15 protein-coding genes are annotated in these 16648 nt (G+C 44.7%); 10 read left to right on the top strand and 5 right to left on the bottom strand.

The window, feature by feature from the left end; translation table 11 throughout:
• The first annotated feature begins 21 nt into the window (after positions 1-21).
• The 5 genes from plsY to V6C21_RS07415 all read left to right on the top strand — a co-directional run bounded on the left by plsY (position 22) and on the right by V6C21_RS07415 (position 3970).
• Positions 22-672 carry a glycerol-3-phosphate 1-O-acyltransferase PlsY gene (plsY, locus tag V6C21_RS07435; protein WP_479268702.1) on the top strand — a complete coding sequence of 217 codons (651 nt, stop codon included), beginning with the start codon at positions 22-24 and terminating at the stop codon, positions 670-672.
• Positions 673-748: 76 nt separating this feature from the next.
• Positions 749-1768, top strand: a complete 1020-nt coding sequence (locus V6C21_RS07430) for an NAD(P)H-dependent glycerol-3-phosphate dehydrogenase (RefSeq protein ID WP_479268701.1) — start codon at positions 749-751, stop codon at positions 1766-1768.
• Between the two features lie 226 nt (positions 1769-1994).
• Positions 1995-2354 (top strand): response regulator transcription factor, encoded by a 360-nt coding sequence (locus V6C21_RS07425; protein WP_034836927.1) that lies wholly within the window; start codon positions 1995-1997, stop codon positions 2352-2354.
• A gap of 4 nt (positions 2355-2358) precedes the next feature.
• Positions 2359-2985, top strand: a complete 627-nt coding sequence (locus V6C21_RS07420) for a hypothetical protein (RefSeq protein ID WP_034836931.1) — start codon at positions 2359-2361, stop codon at positions 2983-2985.
• Complete coding sequence (locus V6C21_RS07415; RefSeq protein ID WP_045085615.1) at positions 2978-3970, top strand: sensor domain-containing diguanylate cyclase; 993 nt, start codon at positions 2978-2980, stop codon at positions 3968-3970. The genes V6C21_RS07420 and V6C21_RS07415 overlap by 8 nt, the downstream gene beginning before the upstream one ends.
• A gap of 34 nt (positions 3971-4004) precedes the next feature.
• On the opposite strand, the gene V6C21_RS07410 is transcribed toward V6C21_RS07415, so the two are convergent.
• Entirely contained in the window at positions 4005-4349 is a 345-nt protein-coding gene (locus V6C21_RS07410) for a phenylpyruvate tautomerase MIF-related protein (protein ID WP_034836934.1), read from the bottom strand.
• Between the two features lie 276 nt (positions 4350-4625).
• Here V6C21_RS07410 and V6C21_RS07405 point away from each other — a divergent pair, with 276 nt between their 5' ends.
• The gene (locus V6C21_RS07405; protein WP_045085614.1) at positions 4626-6173 is read left to right on the top strand and encodes an FAD-dependent oxidoreductase; all 1548 of its coding nucleotides are present in this window, start codon (positions 4626-4628) and stop codon (positions 6171-6173) included.
• Positions 6174-6863, top strand: a complete 690-nt coding sequence (locus tag V6C21_RS07400; RefSeq protein WP_479268700.1) for a DUF421 domain-containing protein — start codon at positions 6174-6176, stop codon at positions 6861-6863.
• Positions 6864-6996: 133 nt separating this feature from the next.
• Here the strand turns inward: V6C21_RS07400 and V6C21_RS07395 are convergent, their stop codons facing one another.
• The 4 genes from V6C21_RS07395 to V6C21_RS07380 all read right to left on the bottom strand — a co-directional run bounded on the left by V6C21_RS07395 (position 6997) and on the right by V6C21_RS07380 (position 13606).
• The gene (locus tag V6C21_RS07395) at positions 6997-10227 is read right to left on the bottom strand and encodes an SNF2 helicase associated domain-containing protein (RefSeq protein ID WP_034836942.1); all 3231 of its coding nucleotides are present in this window, start codon (positions 10225-10227) and stop codon (positions 6997-6999) included.
• 246 nt (positions 10228-10473) lie between these two features.
• On the bottom strand, positions 10474-11640 hold the full coding sequence (locus tag V6C21_RS07390; protein WP_034836945.1) for a phosphoglycerate dehydrogenase: 1167 nt from the start codon (positions 11638-11640) through the stop codon (positions 10474-10476).
• Positions 11641-11737: 97 nt separating this feature from the next.
• Positions 11738-12820, bottom strand: a complete 1083-nt coding sequence (gene serC, locus V6C21_RS07385; RefSeq protein ID WP_034836948.1) for a 3-phosphoserine/phosphohydroxythreonine transaminase — start codon at positions 12818-12820, stop codon at positions 11738-11740.
• Between the two features lie 219 nt (positions 12821-13039).
• The gene (locus V6C21_RS07380; protein WP_479268711.1) at positions 13040-13606 is read right to left on the bottom strand and encodes a VanZ family protein; all 567 of its coding nucleotides are present in this window, start codon (positions 13604-13606) and stop codon (positions 13040-13042) included.
• Positions 13607-13845: 239 nt separating this feature from the next.
• On the opposite strand from V6C21_RS07380, the gene V6C21_RS07375 reads away from it, so the two are divergent.
• From V6C21_RS07375 to V6C21_RS07365, 3 genes are read left to right on the top strand one after another with little or no spacing between them, the layout of a single operon-like run.
• Complete coding sequence (locus tag V6C21_RS07375) at positions 13846-14328, top strand: Lrp/AsnC family transcriptional regulator (protein WP_034836951.1); 483 nt, start codon at positions 13846-13848, stop codon at positions 14326-14328.
• Positions 14329-14363: 35 nt separating this feature from the next.
• Complete coding sequence (locus V6C21_RS07370) at positions 14364-15500, top strand: aminotransferase class I/II-fold pyridoxal phosphate-dependent enzyme (protein WP_479268710.1); 1137 nt, start codon at positions 14364-14366, stop codon at positions 15498-15500.
• A 10-nt stretch (positions 15501-15510) separates the two neighbouring features.
• Complete coding sequence (locus V6C21_RS07365) at positions 15511-16644, top strand: DUF362 domain-containing protein (RefSeq protein WP_045085610.1); 1134 nt, start codon at positions 15511-15513, stop codon at positions 16642-16644.
• The last annotated feature ends 4 nt before the right edge of the window (positions 16645-16648 follow it).

Genomic DNA, 16648 nt, shown 5'->3' with positions numbered 1-16648 from the left:
AAGTATTTCGGAGGGGTTAATGTGCAGCCGACAACAATACTCGCCTATGTCATCAGCGCTGTTGCCGCCTATCTTTTGGGAAGCATCAGTTTTTCAATAATCATAACAAAGCAGTTTGCTGGGACTGACGTGAGGGCTCATGGAAGTGGAAATGCCGGGGCGACAAATGTTCTTCGCACAGCCGGAAAGCTGCCGGCCCTGCTTACTTTTGCCGGTGATTTTCTTAAGTGCGTTGTCGCTATATTTATAACGATGGCTGTTGCAAATGCTTTTAATCTCACCGGAGAGTATAGAGAATGTTTAAAATATACATCGGGTATATCATGTATGCTTGGCCATATCTTCCCAGTCTACTTTGGTTTCAAAGGCGGCAAGGGGGTAACGACGGCTACGGCAATTGTGCTTTTGCTTGATTGGCGCGTCTTCCTCATTGCCTTCGTGATTTTTGCTGTTTTAGTGCTGATAACGCGCTATGTTTCCCTCGGTTCAGTTTGTGCTGCCGCTTCGCTGCCGTTTACAACGATTGCGTTTCAAATTGCCGACCACCAGAGATATCCTGTTATAAATACTCTCCTTGTCAGTTGCATCACATTGATAATAATAGTAAAGCATCATGAGAATATTTCAAGGCTTTTAAACGGAACGGAGTCGAAAATACATAGCAAATCTTGAAAAGTATGGGCTGTTTTTAGATTTTTGTTTTATAAAAGGCAAATTTTCATCCTTTTAAATTGGAGGAATTCGGATAATGTCCAAAATTGCAATTTTGGGTTCTGGGGGATGGGGTACTGCGCTTGCAGTTATGAGCGAAAAATACGGCCATGAAGTAACACTCTGGTCGCCATTTGAAGAAGAAATAGAGGCAATCCGCAGCGACGGCGAGAACAAAAAGCTCCTTCCCGGCATAAAGGTATCGGAAAAAATATGCTTAACAAACGACATAAGCTGCGCCTGTGATATGGATTTGACAATACTGGCAGTCCCGTCCTTTGCAGTAAGATCAACTGCTAAAAAGCTTGCCCCTCTTTTAAAACCTGGCCAGATTGTGGTTAACGTCGCAAAAGGCCTTGAAGAAAATTCGCTTAAAAGGATGACGCAGGTAATTGAAGAAGAGTTGCCGCAGGTCAAGACGGTTGTACTCTCGGGCCCTTCCCACGCGGAGGAAGTTTCCCGCAATGTGCCGACAGCCATAGTCGCCGCTTCAAAATACGAGGACGCCGCGGCAAAGGTACAGGAAACGCTTATGAACCAAAACTTCAGAATATACGTCAACCCAGATGTAATTGGCGTGGAGATTGGCGGGTCACTTAAGAATGTTATGGCGCTTGCGGCGGGCGTATGCGACGGATTAAAGCTCGGCGACAACACAAAGGCCGCGCTGATGACAAGAGGCATAACGGAAATGGCGAGGCTTGGCGTCGCGATGGGCGGTTCGGCTCAGACTTTTGCCGGGCTTGCCGGAGTCGGAGACCTTATTGTAACATGCACAAGCATGCACAGCCGCAACAGGCGTGCGGGCATTTATATCGGCGAAGGGCTGTCTGCCGAAGAGGCAATCAAAAAAGTAGGCATGACTGTCGAAGGCTATAAAACGACCCATGCCGCTTATGTGCTGTCAAAGAGAGCAGGCGTTGAAATGCCGATAGTGAATGAATGTTATCAGGTCCTTTATGAAGGCAAGAACCCGTCAAAGGCTATTAAGGATTTGATGTTGAGAGAGAAGAAGAGCGAAATAGAAGACCTGTGGCCAAAACAAAAAATTAATTAAGCAAAAAGTTTTTTGGAAAGTCAGTTGCCCTTAATGTAACTGACTTTTTGTATGAAAATTTCCTTAATTTTACACAAAATTAAATAATAAGTGCATATAAATAAAAACAATTGACATTATTTAATTAATTTACTATTATAATAATAGGTAGTTTTAAAAATATTTGGTTTTACGCAATAATATAAAAAGATTCGCGGGGCCAAATAAGAAAATCGGGAGTGGTATTATGACGATTCTGGTCGTCGATGACTCAATTTTTGTCAGGCAGTTTATAAAGAAATACCTGCTCGAGATCAATCCGAATATAGAACTTGACTTTGCTGCTTCCGGTGAGGAAGGCTATGAGATTTACCAAGAAAAACACCCAAATCTCATAATTACAGACTTACTTATGCCGGGTATGGGCGGACAGGAATTTATCGAAAAAATCAGGTCAACCGATAAAAAAACGAAGATTGTCGTATTGACGGCTGATATCCAGAAAACAGTCAAAGAAGAAATCGCTCAGCTGAAAGTCACTGCTTTTTTAAACAAGCCGATTAATAAGGACAGTATAAAGTTTATTTCGGGCCTTGTTGAGGAGTGATTTGATGCTGTCGGATTTACAAAAGGATCTTTTAATCGAGATATTAAATACAAATCTCGGCGTGGCAGCGAGTCTTTTATCAGAGATGGTCGACCAAAAGGTAATTCTTTCACTCCCTTCACTTGATTTAAAAAAAGGCAATGAATTTGATTTAAGACTGCTGAACAGAGAAGACCCTGATTTCAATACATCAGTTTTATGCTCAATGAGGTTTGGCAACGATTTTTCAGGCAACGCATACATAGTATTTCCAGCGGATAAAGCAAAATATCTTGTCAACGCATGTCTTGCTGAAGAACCTGATAACGGTGACTACTACAACAGACTAACAGCCCAGGACCTTGATGTAATAAGGGAAATAAGCAATATAATTTTTAACGCAGTAATTGGCGGCTTTGGCAACCTGCTTGGTGTCAGGCTTGAATATTCACTTCCGCAAATTGAAATGACTACAATTGATGCAATGGATAGTGGAATTTTGCCGGAAGAAATGCACTTTTTGTCCATGTTTAATTCATTTTATCTGCCAAAAAGCCAGGTCCGTGGGGTCATTTTTATCGCTCTTTCAGTCAATTCCGAAAAAATGCTAATAAATAAAATAGATGAGATGCTGGTTGGTATAAATGATTGAATTGTATAAATTTGCCTTGAACAGTATAGATATTGGGGTAATAATTATCGACAGCAGCCAAACAATAACGTTCTGGAATGAATATATGGAAAGAATCTCGCAAATTCACCAAAGTGAGGCGCTGGGCCGCAAACTTTCTGAGATCTGCGAAACATTCAAAAAGAAACTGTATCAGGATATTATCGAATCTGCATTATTATATAATCAAAGCCGGTTTTGCTCGAGCAAGTTGCATAAAGCATTTGTTTATCCCAAAGAGGGCAATATTGAAAATATAAGGCAAAATATGAATATTAAACCGGCAATGATAGGCGACGAAACATATGCCATTATACAAATTGATGATATTACAGCACAGGTCAGCAATGAATACAAGATGACCTCCCTAATAAATGAGCTTAAAAAAGGTTATCTCGAGATAAAAGAATCTGAGCAAATAAACCGGCAGTTGGCGCGCAGGGATCCTTTGACAAAGTTGGCGAACCGTCACGCAATAATGCAGTTGCTGGACAATACATTTAAAGATCCGAAAACCCTGCAAAGCAGTGCGCTGTTGTTTTTGGACCTTGACGGGTTTAAGTCCGTAAATGATACATATGGACATTTAATGGGTGATAATCTGCTTGTCAGGGTGGCAGGCATATTAAAAAGCAAGGTACGAAAAGATGACGTTGTTGCCCGTCTTGGCGGTGATGAATTCATTATTTTCATTTCTAACATTGATTCAATAGAATCACTCGAAACAATCGGTAATAAACTTGTTTCAGAAATTGCAAAGCCTATTTTAATTGACGGAACAATGATTCATGTAACGGTAAGTATTGGTATAGCACCTTACGATGATAGTATTAAGAATAGCAACGATTTCATTAAAGTGGCTGATCAAGCTATGTATTGCGCAAAAAGAGAAGGAAAAAACAAGTTCGTAATTTATGATAAAAAAATTGAATCGGGAAGCAAAGGAAAAGGGCCTTTAACAAAATAGTTATTTTGTAAAGGCCCTTTAATTTAATATTTATTTAAAAGTTTCGCCCGTTCCAGCCCCAATGTTCCGTTTCTTCATATTTAATATATATGGCAGATGGGCTTATGCCCAGTTCTTCGTTTATAATTTTCGTAAGTTCGGCGGTCATCTTGTCGTATGATGCGCTGTCGGCCTTGCCGAAGAGACTGACTTCAATATAGGCTATGCCTATGTTATTTTTTCCGCCGAAATAAAGGTTGCATTCATCTTCAAATGACAGCATTAAGTAGTTTTCGCTTTTGCCGGGGAAAATTGAAATTGCCTTTCCGAATCTTGACTTTAAAACTTCTTCCTTTTCTCTTGAAATTTTGACGTTCACTTTTGTGTTGATATAAGGCATCCCGATTCCTCCAGTCGTACCACAAAATATTTTCATTATTTTAGCATACATATAGCAAAATAGCAACGAAAAAAAGCTGTTCGCCTGAAATAAGATGAACAGCTTTTTTGTTTTCGATAATACATAATGTTTCCTTAGAATTTACATTCATACAGCTTTCAACATTTTATTGTTATTACGAACCTAAAGGGTGACGCTTCAACCGAATAAATACTAATTTGAATTTTTGAGAGCATACTAAGATAAGCGGGAAAATTAACTTTTGGGGGATTATTTATGATAAATGACACGATATCATTTTGGCATAAAACGGCTCGGATTAAGACTTATCCGCGCCTGAATGGCGATATCGAAACGGATACACTCATTATCGGCGGCGGCATTACAGGCGTTACCTGCGCGTACCTGCTCAGCGGCGAGGGCAAAGATACAGTTTTAATAGAAGCGGACGAACTTTGCAGCGGGACAACAGGCAATACCACCGCGAAGATAACGATACAGCACGCCCTAATTTACAGCAGGTTGATGAAAGAGCAGGGGTCAGAAACCGCAAAAAGCTATGCGAATGCGAACAGGGACGCTTTAAACTTTATAAAGGAAACGGTACAGAAAGAACAGATTGACTGCAATTTAAATGAGAACACCGCGTGTATTTTTGCGCAAAAAGAAGATGAAATCGAGAAACTCAAGGACGAATTTGAAGCGGCAAAGGAACTGGGCATAGATGCTGAATATATCTCGCATCCGGATTTTCCGAAGGACAGCCTTGCGGCATTGAGCTTTCATAACCAGGCGGTATTCCATCCCGTCAAATATATAGCAGCATTAGCTGAAGCGGCCGTCCGGCGCGGCGCGAAGATTTACTGCGGCACAAAGGCGGTAAAAGTACAGGATGGGGACACCGTTACAGTGACATGCGAAAACGGCGTAAAAATCACTGCAAAACACGTTCTGATGGCTACGCAGTATCCAATTTATGACGGGCCGTTCGGCTTTTACTTCACACGGCTTTACCCAAAAAGGTCGTATGGCATGGCGCTTGAACCGGAAGGCGAATGGCCGGACGGCAGCTATATCAACATCGGAGACCCTTCCCGCTCGATAAGAACCTATGCTGAGGACGGCAAGCGTATTTTGATAGTAGTAGGTGAGGGGCACCCGACTGCCCGTTCAAGCGGGGATATGAGCGCGCATTTTGACAACCTTTATAAGTACGCTAAAGAGTTGACGTCAAGCGAATGTGAAATCATCGCGAAGTGGTCAGCGCAGGACTATGACACGCCGGACGGGCTTCCCTATATAGGAAAGCTTCACGCCAACTCGAATATCTTTATTGCGTCGGGCTATAAAAAATGGGGCATTACAAACGGAACGCTCGCCGGCATGATAACGTCTGATATCATAGCAAAAGGCGGGAGTATCTATGAGGATACCTTCTCACCGGCGCGTCGCGATATCAGCAGCTCCCTCGGTACCTTCCTTTCAGAATCGGCCGGCTGGCTCGGCGAGTTTATCAAATCAAAGACCGAAGCGCTTGACAAACTTACCGGCATGCACCCCGGCGAGGGCAGAGTCATTGATTTTGAGGGAGAGCGGGCCGGTATCTATTTGGACGAGGACGGGTATGTGACCATTGTAGATATATCCTGCACCCATATGACGACATCCTTAAACTTCAATGCGGCTGAAAAGACCTGGGATTGTCCGGCCCACGGCGGCAGGTTCGGGATTGACGGCAGACTTATAGAGGGGCCGCCTAAAGACCCGCTGAGAGTGCTTTTCAAAGGCAAGTACAGCGACCTGTTGGCGGAGGTCGAAAGGTAAATGTGGGTAGAAATTTGTGAAGTTGTCATACGCAGTATTTGCGCATATATAATTCTCCTGATTGTGTATAAGCTGATGAGCCGAAAATTTCTGTCCCAGCTTACCTATTTTGATTTTATCGTCGGCGTGCTTTTAGGCGCTATTGCGGCCAGGATTTCCCTCGGCGCTGCCAACTCGCTTTTGCTTGGAATCATCTCCGCAGCGGTCATTGTGCTTCTGGTATTGCTCAGCGAATGGCTTGACTTTAAGAGCTTCCGTTTTTTTAAAGCAATAGACGGCACACCAGTAGTCGTCATATGCAACGGCGAGATTATCGACGGCAATCTCAAAAAACTGCGGATAAGCATGAGCAGGCTTTTGGAGATGCTTAGGGAAAAGAACTTTTTTAATGTCGGGGATGTAAACTTTGCTATTATTGAGAGTGACGGCCGTCTGTCGGTGATACCGAAATCGGCGGAACGGCCCGTTGTATTGTCCGATATTGACAAAACCGAGCAGGAGGCAAAGCTGCCCGTTGACCTGATAATGGACGGCAAACTGATACCGGAAAATCTGGCTGAAGCGGGGCTGGATGAGCAATGGCTGATTTCGCAGCTTGCCCCCAAAAACCTTAAAGTTGAAAATATATTTTACGCAGCCCTTACTACAAGCGGGGAACTATATGTCTCCCCGAAAAACGGGCGGACGTAAAACAGGCATGACTCAACACCCCGCGGTTAAATCTGCGGGGGCCTTACAGTGCCAAATGAATGACAAACATAAAAAAACGCCGTGCAACAAATAGGGCCGCATGGATTTTCCATGCGGCCTTATATTTCTGTAATTACTCGTCGAACAGCGCGAGTATCTCTTCGGGCGACATTTTTGAGATTATGCCGTCTCCCTCTGATATAACAGAATCGGCGAGCTTTGATTTATCCTCCTGAAGTTTGAGGATTTTTTCTTCTATTGTATCTTTGGCAATCAGCTTGTAAACCTGAACGCTGTTTCGCTGGCCTATGCGGTGAGCGCGGTCGGTGGCCTGGTTTTGGGCGCTGATATTCCACCACGGGTCGTAATGGATAACGATATCTGCACCGGTGAGATTAAGCCCAGTGCCGCCGGCTTTGAGTGAGATGAGGAAAACATTCGTGTCGTCGGTGTTGAACCGCTGGGTAAGGGCGGAACGCTCCTCTTTCGGCGTCGAGCCTTTGAGTATATAGTAGCTTATATTGAGCTGTTTGAGCTTTTCCTCAATTATAGATAGCATAGAGGTAAACTGCGAGAAAAGCAATACTTTATGCCCCGCCTGGACGGATGATTCAAGCAGCTGCAGGCAAAGCTCAAGCTTTGCGCTTTCAGCATGGTAGTCATCATAACACAGAGAGGGGTCACAGCATAGCTGACGGAGCCTTGTCAGCATAGCAAGAATCATGACCTTGCTGCCGGCGTTGAAGTCACCGGATTTTATCTGTGAGGACACTTGGGAGCGTATTTTTGCAAGGTTTGCGATATAAAGGCGTTTCTGCTCACCTTCAAGTCCGGCGTAAAGCACAGTTTCAGTTTTCGGAGGCAATTCCTTCAGGACATTTGATTTAAGGCGCCTCAATATAAACGGCGACAGCATTTTTTTGAGGTTAGCGAGCGCGTTTTGGTCGTCGTTTTTCATAATAGGCGTTTCAAAATCCTGATTGAATTTGCTGTGACTGTGCAGATATCCCGGCATAAGGAAGTCGAATATAGACCAGATTTCAGCAAGGCTGTTTTCAATCGGCGTGCCGGTCAGGGCAAAGCGCTGCCGGCTGTGTATGGATTTCACCGCCTTGGCGTTTTGTGTCGCCGCGTTTTTGATGTATTGCGCCTCGTCTATTATCTGACAGTAAAACTCAATGCCCTCATAAAGCTCGATATCGCGTTTCAGCAGGTCGTAGGAAGTGATGACTGCGTCGTATTCGGGGATATGGGAAATGAGGTCAGCCCGCTGCTGCGCGTCGCCGATAATGGATACTGTTGAAAGCTGCGGTGCAAAGTGCCGTATTTCGTTTTCCCAGTTCAGGACAAGCGACGCAGGACATACAATAAGCGATACCGTATGTTCGGTTTGTTCCTCTTTGACTGACAGCAGGAATGCAATTGTCTGCAGCGTCTTTCCGAGGCCCATATCATCGGCAAGCACGCCGCCGAAGCCGTACCGGCTCATCGTTTTGAGCCACCTGAAACCGGTTTTCTGATAGTTTCTCAAGATATTGCGTAAACTTTCAGGCGGTTCAATCTCGCTGTCACTTATGTCGTTGATGTCCCTGACCATGGATTTAAAGGCGGGGTCGCGTTTGCTTTTGAGCTGAGCGCTGTCTTTGATAATGCCGTCGATATAAAGCGCGCGGTATTTGGCGACTGTAGCGCTGCCTCTTGCCAGGTCTTCATCTTTAAGGCCAAGCCCCTGTGCCAGTTGTGACAGGGCGGACAGTGAGTTGTTTTCAAGCCCAACGAATGTACCGTCCCGCAGCTTGTGATATTTTTTGCGCTGGCGATAGGAATTGAGCAGAGCGGCAAGCTCCTCGGGAGGGAAATCGCCAGTGTCGAAATCGAGATCTATAAGGTTGCTGCGCAGCCGGACGCCAATACTTATCTGCGGTGTCCGCTGCAGATTAATAGTTCTGAATTTTGCGGTTGTGTATATCTCCATCACTTGGGACATCTCGTCGAGTCCCTCGGAAAGCAGTTTAAAAATCCTGTCATCGTCGCGTATAAACAGAAATTTATGTTCAGGGTCATAGCCCTCAAAGAATTTCTTTATGAGCGACTGTGCGATAAGCTCGTTTTTGAGGTCACGCTGGAAATTTGACTTTTCATCGCTCATAAAGTCGATTTCGATATCACCATAGCAGAACTTTAGGTTCCCTGTTATAAAGCCCGGTGAAATAATATCGAGATAGAGCCTGGAGACAAGCGGCTTGGGGAAGAAGCGGCTTAGATTGTTTTCGTCCTCATTAATTTTGATAAACTTTCTTATTTCGGGAACTACGCTTGTGCAAAAGCTGCCCATGTCGCTTTCGGCAATTTTCAGCTCGCCGTCGCCCTTTATCATGGCCTGCAGTATTGGCCCTGTGGCATTAGTACATTCCTTGCTGCACCTGTAAAGGCAATCTCCAGACAGTATATATTGCCTTTCTTGCCCTGAAATAAGCAGTTCAGGCGGTTCCATCTGAATCTTAAAATTGTTTTTGTCCTGTTTGATTGTCAGTTCAAGTTTGGGTTCGCCGTCTTTTAAGAGTATGGTTTCATTCTCGCCAAAGAAATTCACGGTAACCTCTTTGTTCTTGTAAATCTCAAAAAAACGGTCGAAGGCTTCAGGCGACAAGAATAGGCACCGTTTGTCGCTTTTATGCGTATGCTGCAGGCTCGAATAGGCCATTGTTTCGCGGAATTTATCCATAAAAAAGCGCAAAAGCTTCTGTGACTCGGTGTCAAAGGCATTTTCATTGTGTAAAAATTTGAGTTTTACGCCGTATTCGACAACGTTGCCCTGCAGGACATCCTGATAGAATTTTGACAGGTCTTTTATGACATACATGCGGTCATATCCGGCACTCAGTTCAATGGCAAGCCTGCCGAAGCTGTCAAACCGTATTTTTGGAACGAGATGGACTTTTTCGGCGGTTGAATTGGATATTGTCTCCGCGATTATACGATTTGTATAATAATTTATCATTTCACGGGCGGCGCTGTCGGTTTCAGACACGTTTTTTATAGGCACCGGCGCACTCTGTTCTGTCATTTTGATGTAATAGTATTGCACCAGCACCGCAATGGTGTGTTTGCAGCACCCGTCAAAAGAGTAAAAGGCAGGGCAGTCGCAGTAATGGTCAATAAGACTGCCGTCTGCGTCAAGAGTTGCTTCAACGCTGTATTGAAATTTGTCCCCTTTTACCTCAGCATATATTTTTGTAATTCCATTTTTGGGATTGGTTTCGATGTTAAGTTTTGAAACACGGCGTTCGTTGTAGTATTCGATTCCGCGTTCATATGTTTTTTTGTTAGACGCCAAGGAACTAATGCTTTTTAGAGATATCATTCAATCGCACTCCGAGAATCTACATATAATAATAATAAACTTGCCTTTATTTATTAGATTTCAGACAGTAAGCCAATAAAACAAACATTTTGGCATACATTTAATTTTACTCCATTTTGGAAAATCGGGCAAGTATTAAAATTATAATTGATAAAACCTTCAGGGGTTTGCCCAGCCTTTGGCAGAAAATAAAAGCGGGACGCAGAATTCTGCGCCCCGCCGCTAATGTCAAATCTGAATTAAAATTCAGTGGATAACCCTTACGCGGATTACGCCGTTGATAGCTTTGAGTTTTTCTACAGGCTGGTCGACATTCTCGCCGGTTATATCGAGAATTGTGTAAGCATTTTCTTTCTTTGACTTGTTGACCATATTTTCGATATTGATATTTGACTGCGAGAATACGCCGGTTATCTGAGTGACCATGTTCGGGATATTCTTGTGAACAACGGTGATACGGGTATCGCCTGAACGCGGCATATCGACATTCGGGAAGTTGACGGAATTGGTTATAGTACCGTTCTCGAGGAAGTCGATAAGCTCGTTTGCCGCCATATATGCACAGTTGTCCTCCGACTCAGGGGTAGAAGCGCCGAGGTGAGGAATCGGGATAACACCTTTAACACCAAGCAGCTCGTCGCAGGGGAAGTCTACTGTATAAGAAGCGACCTTGCCGGACTCGAGAGCAGCCTTGATATCCTCAGTGACAACGAGTTCACCGCGGGCAAAGTTGAATATGCGGACGCCGTTCTTCATAGCGGCGATTGACTGTGCATTGATAGCGCCTCTTGTCTCATTGTTGAGCGGTACATGGATGGTGATGAAATCGCAGTTTTCATAAATCTCATTTACCGTCGCCGCATGATGGATTGAACGGGAAATGCCCCATGCGGATTTGAGGGAAATATACGGGTCATAGCCGTAGACTTCCATGCCGAGGCTGTGAGCGGCATTGGCAACCATAACGCCGATGGCGCCGAGTCCGATTACGCCGAGCTTCTTGCCTGCAATTTCAGGGCCGACAAACTGTGATTTGCCTTTTTCAACCAGCTTTGCGACCTCATCGCCTCTGCCTTTAAGGCTCTGTACCCAGTTGGAAGCTTCGATGACGTTGCGGGCGGTCAATATAAATGCGCCTATAACAAGCTCCTTAACCGCATTTGCGTTGGCGCCCGGCGTGTTGAAAACGACGATGCCTTTTTCGCTGCACTTGTCTATTGGAATATTGTTAGTGCCGGCGCCGGCCCTGGCAATAGCCTTCAAAGAATCAGGAAATTCGACGTCATGCAGCGAGGCGGAGCGAACAATTATAGCATCCGGCTTTTCAGTTTCATCGGACACCGAATAAACTCCCGGTTTAAACTGAGAAAGACCAGCAGGGGAGATTTTGTTCATTGTTTTAATATTGAACATATGTAGATACCTCCGTTAAAGTAATCTGCAACTAAATTATGCCGCAAATCTTGTAAATATGAGCCGAAGCGGCTGCACACCGCTTCGGCTTAGAAAATTAGGCATTCTTAGCTTCAAAATCCTTCATGAACGCAACGAGGTCCTTAACGCCTTGAATCGGCATGGCGTTATAAATGCTCGCGCGCATACCGCCGACGGTACGGTGACCTTTGAGGTTCACAAAGCCCGCAGCTTCAGCTTCTTTGACAAACTTCTTGTCGAGTTCGTCGTTTCCGGTGACGAAAGGAACGTTCATGAGCGAACGGTACTCTTTCTCGACTGTTCCGTGGAACAACTTAGAAGAGTCGAGGAAATCATAAAGAATCTTTGCTTTTTCGCGGTTGATCTCAGCCATCTTCTCTACACCGCCCATCTCTTCAAGCCATTCGAGAACGAGTTTGCAGATGTAGATTGAATAGCATGGAGGAGTGTTATACATGGAATTGTGGTCGACGTGTGTTTGGTAATTGAACATAGTGGGAGTTATATCACGGGCGTGACCGACGAGGTCCTCACGGATAATAACAACAGTAAGGCCGGCAGGCCCGATGTTCTTCTGAGCGCCCGCAAAAAGGAGACCGAACTTAGAGACATCAAGGGGTTCGGAAAGAATGCAGGAGGAAATATCGGCAACCAGCGGAACGTCGCCTGTTTCGGGCAGTTCAGTCCACTTTGTTCCGTAAATAGTGTTGTTCAGGCATATGTAGAAATAGTCCGCATCCTTGTCAAATGTAGACGGGTCGAGCTTCGGGATATAAGTGAAAGTTTTATCAGCGGATGATGCAACTGCTGTGCATTTTCCATATCTTGAAGCTTCAGCAAAAGCCTTTTTGGCCCACTGGCCAGTAATAACGAAATCAGCGCGTCCGCTGCCGTTCATCAGGTTCAGCGGAATCATGGCGAACTGGCTTGAGGCGCCACCCTGCAGGAATAATACCTTATAGTTTGACGGAATGTGCATTACACGGCGTAATCTTTCTTCACATTCTGTAATGATGCTTTCAAAGATCTTGGATCTGTGGGACATTTCCATTACTGATTGTCCTGAACCCTTGTAATCAAGCATCTCCTCAGCAGCACGTTTAAGGACTGGCTCAGGCAGCATCGACGGGCCGGCAGAAAAGTTGTAAACTCTTTTCACAAAATCTCCTCCAGTGTGTGTCCCGCCTCGGTAAAGCAGGACAGTTTTTGGTATACTACGCTATCACGATGTGCCGCAAAGTATATGCCGGTAATAAAAATGCAAGTTCGACATATAAAAGTTGTATTTTGCGACAAAACTTAATTATATTATAGTACGGCAGAAAGTTTTGTTCAACCGCTAAAAGATAAAAATTTAACAAATTTTCATATAGACAATTCAGCCCTTTTGCAGTAAATTTTTCTTAGAAGAATAAAAACTAATCCACATAATCAGCCCAAGAAGGGTGCCTAAGAGGTTGAGGATAACATCATCAATATCTGCTCCGACACCGGAGGCAAGTCCAAAAGAAGTTTCTGCATATTGTATTGCTTCAATTATGCATGAAAACAAGATAGAAAAAATGGCGGTGAGAGATTTTTTAATGAATTTTTTATTGACGGACGGCAGCAAAAAACCGAGCGGAATAAAAAGAAACAGGTTTGAAGCGATGTTATAGCCGAATATGCTGACTTTATAATAAAATGAGAATTCTTTGGCAAAAAAGACGCTGCAGACCCCAACTATGGTGTGGAACGGGACAAGGTTAAAGTTTTGCGGTGTATACTGCGGCGCGTCGAGGCTTGTATCGTAGGCGACTGGAAAAAAGCTCAGCGAACAGATAACCATTATATAAGCTATAAAGGCGAACTTTATTAATTCAGCTTTAGGCAAGATGCTTATTCCAGACGAGGACTTAATTATCCAAATGGCTAAAAATATACAGATAACCGGCGACAACCCCATAAGAAAGAATAGTTGTGGAGTTACGCTGAACATAAATTCACCGCCTTACCAGTGCCGTTGTATGTAATATTTATTATTATAACATATTTTTGTATGCCGACAGGACGAAATTTTATATTAGCAGTTATGCAATCAAATATTAATGCAATTGAATTAGGCGTTGAGTTATAGTATAATTTGAATAATTAACAAGTTAAAAATTCGATAGTAGATTTTATATAAATAGTGGGGTGTGATTTATGGACAAACTTCTGTCGCTTATTGAGGAGAACGCAAAGCTTTCCGACGAACAACTTGCGGCAATGCTTAACAGGGACGTCGAGGAAGTCCGAAGGCAGATACGGGAGTATGAGAAATCAGGGCTTATCAAGGGTTATAAAGCGCTGATTGACTGGGAGAAAGCAGATAAGGAAACTGTCACGGCGTTCATTGAGGTCAAGGTATCACCGCAGCGCGATTACGGATTCGAGCAGGTTGCCGAGCGCATAATGCAGTTTGAGGAAGTTGAAAGTGTTTATCTGATGTCAGGAGGATTTGACCTTGCTGTCACTGTCCGCGGCAACTCTTTCAAAGAGGTTGCCATGTTCGTTGCGGAAAGGCTATCCCCGCTTGACAATGTGCTGTCGACTGCAACGCATTTCATTCTCCGCAGATACAAGGATAAAGGCGTGGTGTTCGGCTCAGAAAAGCCTGATGAGAGAGGAAGGATCTCACTGTGTTAGATTATCAGTCAATTATATCAAGTACAGTGAGAGACATGAGGCCGTCAGGGATACGCAAATTTTTTGATTTAGTGTCTGAAATGGATGATGTTATCTCACTGGGGGTCGGTGAACCTGACTTTGCCACCCCATGGCATATACGTTCAGCGGGTATTTATTCGCTGGAGAAAGGAAAAACATGGTATACGTCAAACGCCGGCTTGTCTGAGCTCCGCGAGGCCATAAGTGAGTATCTTGACCGGCGCTTTAACATAAGTTACAACGCAAAAAACGAAGTGCTCATTACTGTCGGCGGCAGTGAAGCTATTGATATTTGTATCCGCTCACTTGTAAAACCGGGCGACGAGGTTATAATACCCCAGCCGTGTTTCGTCTGCTATGAACCTCTGGTTACGCTGGCGGGAGGAACTCCTGTTATTATACAGACGAGAGCGGAGGATAAATTCCGCCTAACACCTCAGCAGCTCAAAAGAGCCATTACACCGAGGACAAAACTGCTTATCCTGCCTTTTCCAAACAACCCGACCGGTGCGGTAATGCGCCGCAGCGACTTGGAAGCAATCGCGGAGGTGCTGCGGGGCACCAATATAATGATACTGTCCGATGAAATCTACGCCGAGCTTACATATAACGGAAAGCATGTTTCTATTGCCTCAATAGACGGCATGAAGGAACGCACAATATTAGTCAGCGGATTTTCAAAGGCTTACGCGATGACCGGCTGGAGGCTGGGATATGCCTGTGGCCCGTCGCCAGTGATTGCCGCGATGCATAAGGTTCATCAGTACGCTATTATGTGTGCCCCCACGACCTCGCAGTATGCCGCAATCGAAGCGATGAAAAACGGCGATGAAGACATAGAACGCATGGTTTCTGAATATGATATGCGCAGGCGGCTTCTTGTCAACGGGCTTAATAAAATCGGTCTCGATTGTTTTGAGCCCGAGGGCGCGTTTTATGTTTTCCCGTCGATTAAAAGGTCAGGGCTTTCGTCAGAGCAGTTCTGCGAAAAATTATTGTTTGAAAAGCGCCTTGCCGTAGTGCCGGGCACTGCGTTCGGCGACAGCGGTGAAGGTTTTGTGCGCATTTCGTATTCATATTCGCTCAACCATTTATGTGAAGCTCTCAAACGGCTTGAATGCTTTATGAGTGGACTCAATAAAAATAATTAAGGGGTGGAACATGGATAGGGTCTCTGCAGTTCGCTGCGAAACTTATGATATAGATAAACTTGATAAGATTATTGAAAACCAGTTTCAGGAATTTGAGAAGGAGAAGCCGCTAATCAAGGCAGGGGACAAGGTGGTAATCAAGCCAAACCTTATCATGCGGAGTCGGCCGGAGAATGCGGCTACAACACACCCGGAACTTATTGCGGCTATAATAAGGGCGGTCAAAAGGCGCGGTGGCAATCCGATTATAGCCGAAAGCCCCGGCGGCCCTTATACCAAACAGTATCTTCATTCCATATATAATGGGACGGGGATTGCTGCAGTTGCGGAAAGAGAAGGCGCAGAGCTTAATTTTGACACAGGTTCCGTTGAAGTCCCCACAAACGGCGGGAAAAAGGTTAATACTTTTGAGATAATTAACCCTATTGCAAACGCCGATGTAGTTATCTCTGCGGCAAAGCTCAAAACGCATGCACAGATGACCTATTCGGGAGCGGTAAAAAATCTTTTCGGCTCCATTCCCGGGCTGAAAAAACCGGAATTTCATTATCGGTTTCAAAATGTTCCGGATTTTGCCGCAATGCTGGTTGATTTGTGCGAGACAATAAAGCCCGCCATATCATTTATTGACGGCATTGTCGGCATGGAGGGAAACGGCCCGACAGGAGGCACCCCAAAGAAACTGGGAGTAATATTTGCCGGTACAAATCCGTATGCGGTTGACCTTGTCGCGACTGCTGCCATAGGATTTAAGGCGGGCGATATCCCGGTGCTTGCCGACGCCATCAGCCGTGGGCTTTGCCCGCAGGATATTACAGGGGTTGAATTGTGCGGAGACGGCGCAGACGCATTCGGGAAATTTAAGGTACCTGACAGCGTTTCCCTTGATTTCCTGGCTGGTTTTCCAGAGTTTATAAGAAAACCGCTGAATAAGTTGTGTACGCCTAAGCCGGTTATCGTAAAAAAGAAATGTATTGGCTGCGGAAAATGTGCCGAAAGCTGTCCGCAGCATACGATTGAGATAAAGGACCGCAAGGCAGTAATTGACTATTCGAAATGCATCAAGTGCTTCTGCTGCCATGAGATGTGCCCGAAACAGGCAATTAATATTAAGCGGTTCAGACTGTTCGGCAAGAGAGGGTGATTTG

This window comes from [Clostridium] cellulosi (assembly GCF_036762875.1).
Taxonomy (GTDB): Bacteria; Bacillota; Clostridia; order Oscillospirales; family Ethanoligenentaceae; genus Ruminiclostridium_D; species Ruminiclostridium_D cellulosi.
The sequence above is the reverse complement of the archived record's forward strand: the minus strand, read 5'-3'. Positions and strand labels throughout refer to the sequence as shown.

Bases quoted from the DNA above. Each gene is read 5' to 3' on its own strand.
- V6C21_RS07430 (WP_479268701.1), top strand. From the start codon at position 749: ATGTCCAAAATTGCAATTTTGGGTTCTGGGGGATGGGGTACTGCGCTT.
- V6C21_RS07370 (WP_479268710.1), top strand. From the start codon at position 14,364: ATGAGGCCGTCAGGGATACGCAAATTTTTTGATTTAGTGTCTGAAATG.
- V6C21_RS07395 (WP_034836942.1), bottom strand. From the start codon at position 10,227: ATGATATCTCTAAAAAGCATTAGTTCCTTGGCGTCTAACAAAAAAACA.
- V6C21_RS07380 (WP_479268711.1), bottom strand. From the start codon at position 13,606: ATGGGGTTGTCGCCGGTTATCTGTATATTTTTAGCCATTTGGATAATT.
- V6C21_RS07415 (WP_045085615.1), top strand. From the start codon at position 2,978: ATGATTGAATTGTATAAATTTGCCTTGAACAGTATAGATATTGGGGTA.
- V6C21_RS07400 (WP_479268700.1), top strand. From the start codon at position 6,174: ATGTGGGTAGAAATTTGTGAAGTTGTCATACGCAGTATTTGCGCATAT.
- V6C21_RS07365 (WP_045085610.1), top strand. From the start codon at position 15,511: ATGGATAGGGTCTCTGCAGTTCGCTGCGAAACTTATGATATAGATAAA.
- V6C21_RS07390 (WP_034836945.1), bottom strand. From the start codon at position 11,640: ATGTTCAATATTAAAACAATGAACAAAATCTCCCCTGCTGGTCTTTCT.
- V6C21_RS07420 (WP_034836931.1), top strand. From the start codon at position 2,359: ATGCTGTCGGATTTACAAAAGGATCTTTTAATCGAGATATTAAATACA.
- V6C21_RS07410 (WP_034836934.1), bottom strand. From the start codon at position 4,349: ATGCCTTATATCAACACAAAAGTGAACGTCAAAATTTCAAGAGAAAAG.
- V6C21_RS07405 (WP_045085614.1), top strand. From the start codon at position 4,626: ATGATAAATGACACGATATCATTTTGGCATAAAACGGCTCGGATTAAG.
- V6C21_RS07375 (WP_034836951.1), top strand. From the start codon at position 13,846: ATGGACAAACTTCTGTCGCTTATTGAGGAGAACGCAAAGCTTTCCGAC.
- V6C21_RS07425 (WP_034836927.1), top strand. From the start codon at position 1,995: ATGACGATTCTGGTCGTCGATGACTCAATTTTTGTCAGGCAGTTTATA.